We start from the raw sequence: 5769 nt of genomic DNA on the forward strand, positions 1-5769 counted from the left end.
GACATAAAAAGAAGCCCCATGATTAACATGGAGCCTGCGGATACTCCTGAGCACAAGCCCAGGAGCACAGTACAACCTGTGATACCCAGAGCGAGATGCTCAGCGAAATTTTCTGGGTAATCTTCCTTTGCTGCGCAGTAGGCAGCGTAAAAAGCAAGGGCAAAAATTGCCATTATGAGTACCCATGAAACCATTAGAAATCCTCCTTTTCTACCACAATCCTAAGCACACGCTCCCACTTGATAAAACGCATCTCCACTGAGCCGTCTGGGAGTACCTTGCGCTCCATTTTTGCCGTGATGACAGGCTTGTCACCGGCAATCCTCAAAATCCCAGCGAGAAGCTGGGGAGGGGCTACTACCGCGATAACATCGTGGGACTCAATCTCCTGGGAAATATCCTGCGCAGACTGGATGCTCTTGGAGAGCTGGGTAATTACCATGTCCCCCAAGGACTTGCGCAGGGCGGTCTCCTGTGCTTCCTGCATAGGGTGACGACTGAACCATAAAACCTTTGTCATAGTAAATTCCTCCATTTTCTCCCCGTTATGTCAGGGACAGCCATTTTCCTTTGCCATTATGGGCAAATTAAAAGAGCCATGCGCATTACATGGCTCCTCTGTTTGCTCATAATCCCATCGCATACTCCGCGAGTATGGCAATGATGGTTTCCTTTTTAGCCATGAGGGGCAGGTGGTACACAGGGAGTTGCCCTGCGACCATTCCTTTTCTATAGAACACATATTTTGCACTGGCTCCGCTATCACGGAGCTCCACTTGGAACCTTTTGATTCGGAGTACGGCTGGGTAGCACATGTTTTTCACCGCCCTTCTTTGAGTACACGAATTACGTAGTACAACAGTGCTATGTCCACGATGGCGTTTGCCACCGCAAGGATATCCTTGATAGTGTCCATGATTACTCAGCCTCCTTTGCGAGATTGATAGCCCAGCCATGTACACAGTGGTACAGTGGTTCTGGTCTGGTGAAGGCACTTGGAACAAACCCAAGCTCCTGAAGCTCGGTCTCCAATGCTTCCAAGTCAGAACAGGTGGTATACAGGAAGACATGCGCCTTCTGTTTTCCCTGTTTATCCGTGTATGCTGACACGGAAGTAGCAGGGAGGTCATGGGCGTTTGCCCACTCGACAACCGCTTCCAGGGTCATGCTCTTGGTTTCCTTCTTGGCCTTCTTAGCCTTCTTGGCTGCAAGTGCCTCGGTAATCTTCTTGTCCATCAGTGCCTCCATGGCGCTCAGAAACTCTTTGTTGGTCATGGTAATCATTCTCCTCTCATTTAGTCCATGGGTTAATCTCATACACTCTTGGGCAGGTCTTGCCTACCCAGATTCTGGTGTCATCCGTGACACTCTGGCGCCAAGTATCCCATGGCTTATAGCCACGGAAGCGGGCGTCCTCACTGGTCTTCACGAACTTCTCAAGCCACTCAAGCATACGCATGTGCTTGATACCGTTAGCGAAGGTGAACCACTTGAACAGTGGTTTCGTGCCCTCTGCGACACGGAACTTATACTCAAAAAGTTCTTTGTGCCCATTGTATTCGCCGTGCCATGCGACTTCACACGTTGTAAATGTGCGTGTCACAGCAACAATGGTGTTTCCGATTGTGAACATATGCTGTTCACGCTCCATCTTCCTTGCCATGATAAGCCTCCTCTTGACGCCAGTGTTTACCTGCGATATACTATGACTATGGCGTTCAGAGGATGTCATGGACACCCTCGAACACCTGTGGTTTTACTGGTCGAACCAGCGACTTACTAAGTCAATCAAGGTGTTGACCAGCTCAACAAGAGCCTTCAGGAGCAACAGTTTGGTTACTGTGATTTCGTTGTTGCCCTGGGGGCTTTTCTTGTGCCCACGTTTAGCCACGGTATCACCGCCTTTCTCTTGCTATGAGCAAGTTGCAACCGTAGAATACACGCTCGCATATTCTACGGCTGACACTCGTTCATACCGTTGTTTACTTGTCTGTAAATCTACTATATGGTATTATGTAGACGGGGGTGAGAATATGATTAAACCGGAAAAAGAGTCACAACTAACACTTCGTATAGATAAAGAGTTAAAGCTGAAATTTAGGGAAATATGTAAGAAACGCTCGATAAATGGCAGCGATTTAATTCGTCAGTTTATCGAATCTTGGGTAAGGGCGCACAAGGAACCTGGCTTGTAAAGCTAGGTTTTTTGTTTATCCCTTTATAACTTTGAAGCTACGACCGTCCTCCACAAGCTCATACCCAGCTTTTAACACTGGAGTAGCCTTGTGGCATACAACATCATGGAAATTAGCACAGTGACCGCTCCATGTGATAGCACGCTCACGGATACCTACCTGCAACTCTTCCATACGTTCCTTGGATACAGTGCTAATGCACAGGGAAATAACCTTGCTAGCAGGTGGGCAAGTAGCAAACTCATGAGAACCGCGGGCAAACGTAGCGTTGCACGCCTTTGGAATCCACTTAGTCAACCACTTCATGAGTTTCATGTTCTTGGCGAGCATGTCACCGCAATCAGTAAATCTGTAGACCTGCAAAGAATCTACCTCGTTTCTGAAAGATACATACATTGCCTTGCCCTCGAATGAGCATGTAATGTCAATACCCTTCAATGTGTACTGCTTAACCATTGTTATCACTCCACTTCTCTTGCTATGAGCAAGTTGCAACCGTAGAATACACGCTCGCATATTCTACGGCTGACACTCGTTCATACCGTTGTTCGCCCCAAGTTTCCGAGCTCCAAAATGGTGGCTTGGAATACATGTTCACCTTTGCCAGGGGTTCCCATGTATACCGCGGCTTGTTACGCTAGCCAGGTTTTCTACCGTACTTAACATGGTGTTACTCATGTGCGAATACTCGCCACTTGCACGAGAACAAGTGTACACCGCGAATTTCATTCGTATGTCTTACGCTTTGAGTGCATAGGCAAAATAATAGTTTTCGCCCCCTTTACATGCGTATTCCTACGCACTCGCATGTATATACAATTTTCAAGGTGTTGGGGATACAACTACACGTTTGCACACACATGCACTCGCATGTATATACAAATTGGTATAGTGCTTCAAACGCGTATACGCATTAGCGTGTGCACAAAGAATGCACTCGCATGTATATACAGTTTTCCCTGCCTTAGTTCCCAGGGGGTTTGCCCCTCGTCGCTAAGGACAGGTCAAGCATGGCACACTGGAAGCCTTTTAAAAAAATAAAGTGAATATTTTTTCAGCGGGCGACTTTGAAATCTTGCATAGAAGGGAACCGGCGAAAAAAAATGCTCACTTTATGGCTATAAAGCCAGTAAAATCAAGGGTTTACGAGGGGTGCAAAGTTTTTCACCAATTCGACCTTGGATTTTTGGGGCCGCGCGGTATTACCCTCATATCCCGTGGTCACCAAATTTTCAAAGCACATCCCCTGTAAACCCAGTCATATCAACGCTTCTCCCTGGTTTTCACCTACCGAAACACTATGTAATTCCCAGGAAGCCAAAAGAAAAACCTCGCGAACCCCAGATGTATCAAGGGGTGCGAGGTTTTCCACCAAAGCGAAACAATATTTTTCTAGGACTAAAGTCTCATTTTTTAAAAATTTGAAAATTTTTTTGGAAAACATGGAATATTATTGGAGGCTAAAGGTATTATATATAGAACAGGTTTTTACGTTCTATCCTTTTCTCTTCTTTGTAAAGGAGCTGAGAAGGCATGGACTCATGAGGAAAACTTTGCGAATCGTTAGTGTTGCATTTCCCAGTCTCTGACTTGCGACTCTTACTCATGTGCCCATAGCAATTTTCAGAACTCGCCCATGAAGTACAGTGCAGCATAGCTGTGAGATAGTAGTGGGAGCAACCCTATTAATCCATTGCTTTTTCAAGCTGACTACATGGAGTGCTTCTTTAAAAGAGAAGAAAGTAGGGAATGAGGATACGACCGTCTGTGGGGGACTACAGGGGGTCAATGTTTAAACCATTGTTCTTAACATAGTTATACTATGTATACTATGATATATATGTATACTATGTTATCAGTGAGTGCGCAGTTTCGATGGTTCTTATCCAAGGAACAATACCATTCGCTGGGATAACGTTATTGTCCGATAGGACAATAAGTCACGAAGTGACTTTACCCTCTATGGGAAATATCCGTGCTAAGAAATACGATAGTATTCCATGTAGTTCCATAAGACATGAGAATATGAAATACCATGTATGATATGTATTCCTTATGTTCTAAAGATACTACATTGTATTTCTATAGACCTGTATTGTTCTTTATGTTCCTTACAGTTCTATAGAAATACAATGTATATCATACATACAAATGTTTACAATAAATTGCATTAAATAAAAACAATATTACATATTGAATAACATTGTTTACTATGTATTACATTGAATAACAATGTAAAGGAGGTGCATTATGGCAAGAGGAAATCCAAATCCAAAACCATTAGCTCCAAGAAGAGGCACTGCGACAAGCCCTCACATGGAGGCCCCGGGCAAGAGCATGATACAGATATATAACCTGACTGGCATGGTGAGGGAAATGAGGCTCAAAGGGAAAAGCTATAGAGCTATCGCTGATTACATCAACAGCAATAAACTCATACCGAATGGCTATGTGCTTTCATATAACAGTGTGGTTCGCTGGTGTGTCAATAATGGCCTGAGTGGAACTATAGAGGCAACATCTGATACCGAGGCTGTTAACACATACAATATCAATTGCAAACTATTGGCAATGTACCGCGAAGCCCTCGATGGTTTACAGCTTAGGTTAGATGAAGCCAATAATAATCCTAAAAGCACAAAGATTTCTGAGTACAACAAGATTGTCGATGGTATAGCCAAGATGGGCTTTCAGATTTCACAGCTTACCGCGAAAATCAGCGAAATGCAGGAACAGGTCTATAGATACGAGACTGCTTCAAAGGTAATCGAAATCATCATGGCCAAGATAAGCGTCTTGCTTCCACCGGATGACTACGAGGAAATCAAGGCCAAGCTCAGGGATGACCCTATTCTCTGTGAGGCATTAAAGACAATTGCGCCGAGCAACGTATGAGGAGGGAATACTTATGATATGGCTTATCTATTATCCGTTGAATTTACTTTGCTCTGTTCTGTGTTATCTCACGAACTGGCTGGTGGTATTCTTCGCAGATGAGCGAGGGGAGCTGTGTGGCCCATTTCGTTTTTGGCAGACCTGGGATGATTCCCTGGATGTCGATTGGTTCGTAAAGGAAACAGTGCCAGGGCTCTTATAGTACGACTTTGACAAGCACTATGTAAGCACCAGGGAGCAACCTGATTATCTCAAGTCTTATGGCAGGGATAAGGGTGCTGTCAAATGTATCAACAGTGAATTTACCTTGAAGGAACGTGTACAGCGTTATTTCTGCCGTGTTCTTTGGCTGTACCGTAATAACGGTTACGGCTTTGCCTTCTACTGGTTTGGCAATGGATGTGCTGGTCACCTGCTGACAACCGTGAATTTCAAGTATGGTACATTTGTGTACGATAGGTACAATCCATTCGCTGGGGCATGGAGACTGTCAGGCAAGATTGGTTGGCTTGAATTCCTCGCTGGCTGGAAACTTGCCGTGGAATCCAGTAGCTTCAAGTGGGCGATGATAACAGGAAGAATATTGATTCGTAAGTAAGCTCTGCATTTTTGCAGGGCTTTTTTCTATGGAGCCGTGGCAGAGTGGTTTATTGCAGCGGTCTCTAAAACCGTCGATGTT

Annotated in this window: 6 protein-coding genes and 1 pseudogene; 2 read left to right on the plus strand and 5 right to left on the minus strand. The window is 44.8% G+C overall.

What is annotated here, in order from left to right; genetic code table 11:
* The 5 genes from ACI3UA_RS08575 to ACI3UA_RS08595 all read right to left on the minus strand — a co-directional run.
* Positions 1-194: hypothetical protein (locus ACI3UA_RS08575; RefSeq protein ID WP_439724401.1), on the minus strand; the 194-nt coding region annotated here is incomplete at its 3' end.
* Complete coding sequence (locus ACI3UA_RS08580) at positions 194-520, minus strand: hypothetical protein (protein WP_439724402.1); 327 nt, start codon at positions 518-520, stop codon at positions 194-196. The genes ACI3UA_RS08580 and ACI3UA_RS08575, both read right to left, overlap by 1 nt.
* Before the next feature lie 398 nt (positions 521-918).
* On the minus strand, positions 919-1275 hold the full coding sequence (locus tag ACI3UA_RS08585) for a hypothetical protein (protein WP_439724403.1): 357 nt from the start codon (positions 1273-1275) through the stop codon (positions 919-921).
* Between the two features lie 16 nt (positions 1276-1291).
* Positions 1292-1663, minus strand: coding sequence for a hypothetical protein (locus ACI3UA_RS08590; protein WP_439724404.1), 372 nt, complete (start codon positions 1661-1663; stop codon positions 1292-1294).
* Between the two features lie 547 nt (positions 1664-2210).
* A complete protein-coding gene (locus ACI3UA_RS08595) occupies positions 2211-2651 on the minus strand; it encodes a hypothetical protein (RefSeq protein WP_439724405.1) in 441 nt (146 codons plus the stop codon).
* A 1794-nt stretch (positions 2652-4445) separates the two neighbouring features.
* On the opposite strand from ACI3UA_RS08595, the gene ACI3UA_RS08600 reads away from it, so the two are divergent.
* On the plus strand, positions 4446-5090 hold the full coding sequence (locus ACI3UA_RS08600) for a hypothetical protein (protein ID WP_439724406.1): 645 nt from the start codon (positions 4446-4448) through the stop codon (positions 5088-5090).
* A 13-nt stretch (positions 5091-5103) separates the two neighbouring features.
* Positions 5104-5688 (plus strand): annotated as a pseudogene (locus ACI3UA_RS08605) (DUF7338 family protein).
* Positions 5689-5769 lie beyond the last annotated feature (81 nt).

The organism is Anaerovibrio sp., from assembly GCF_051866355.1.
Classification (GTDB): Bacteria; Bacillota; Negativicutes; order Selenomonadales; family Selenomonadaceae; genus Anaerovibrio.

Excerpts from the sequence above, each read along its gene's own strand:
- ACI3UA_RS08580 (WP_439724402.1), bottom strand. The coding sequence starts at position 520 with ATGACAAAGGTTTTATGGTTCAGTCGTCACCCTATGCAGGAAGCACAG.
- ACI3UA_RS08585 (WP_439724403.1), bottom strand. The coding sequence starts at position 1,275 with ATGACCAACAAAGAGTTTCTGAGCGCCATGGAGGCACTGATGGACAAG.
- ACI3UA_RS08590 (WP_439724404.1), bottom strand. The coding sequence starts at position 1,663 with ATGGCAAGGAAGATGGAGCGTGAACAGCATATGTTCACAATCGGAAAC.
- ACI3UA_RS08595 (WP_439724405.1), bottom strand. The coding sequence starts at position 2,651 with ATGGTTAAGCAGTACACATTGAAGGGTATTGACATTACATGCTCATTC.
- ACI3UA_RS08600 (WP_439724406.1), top strand. The coding sequence starts at position 4,446 with ATGGCAAGAGGAAATCCAAATCCAAAACCATTAGCTCCAAGAAGAGGC.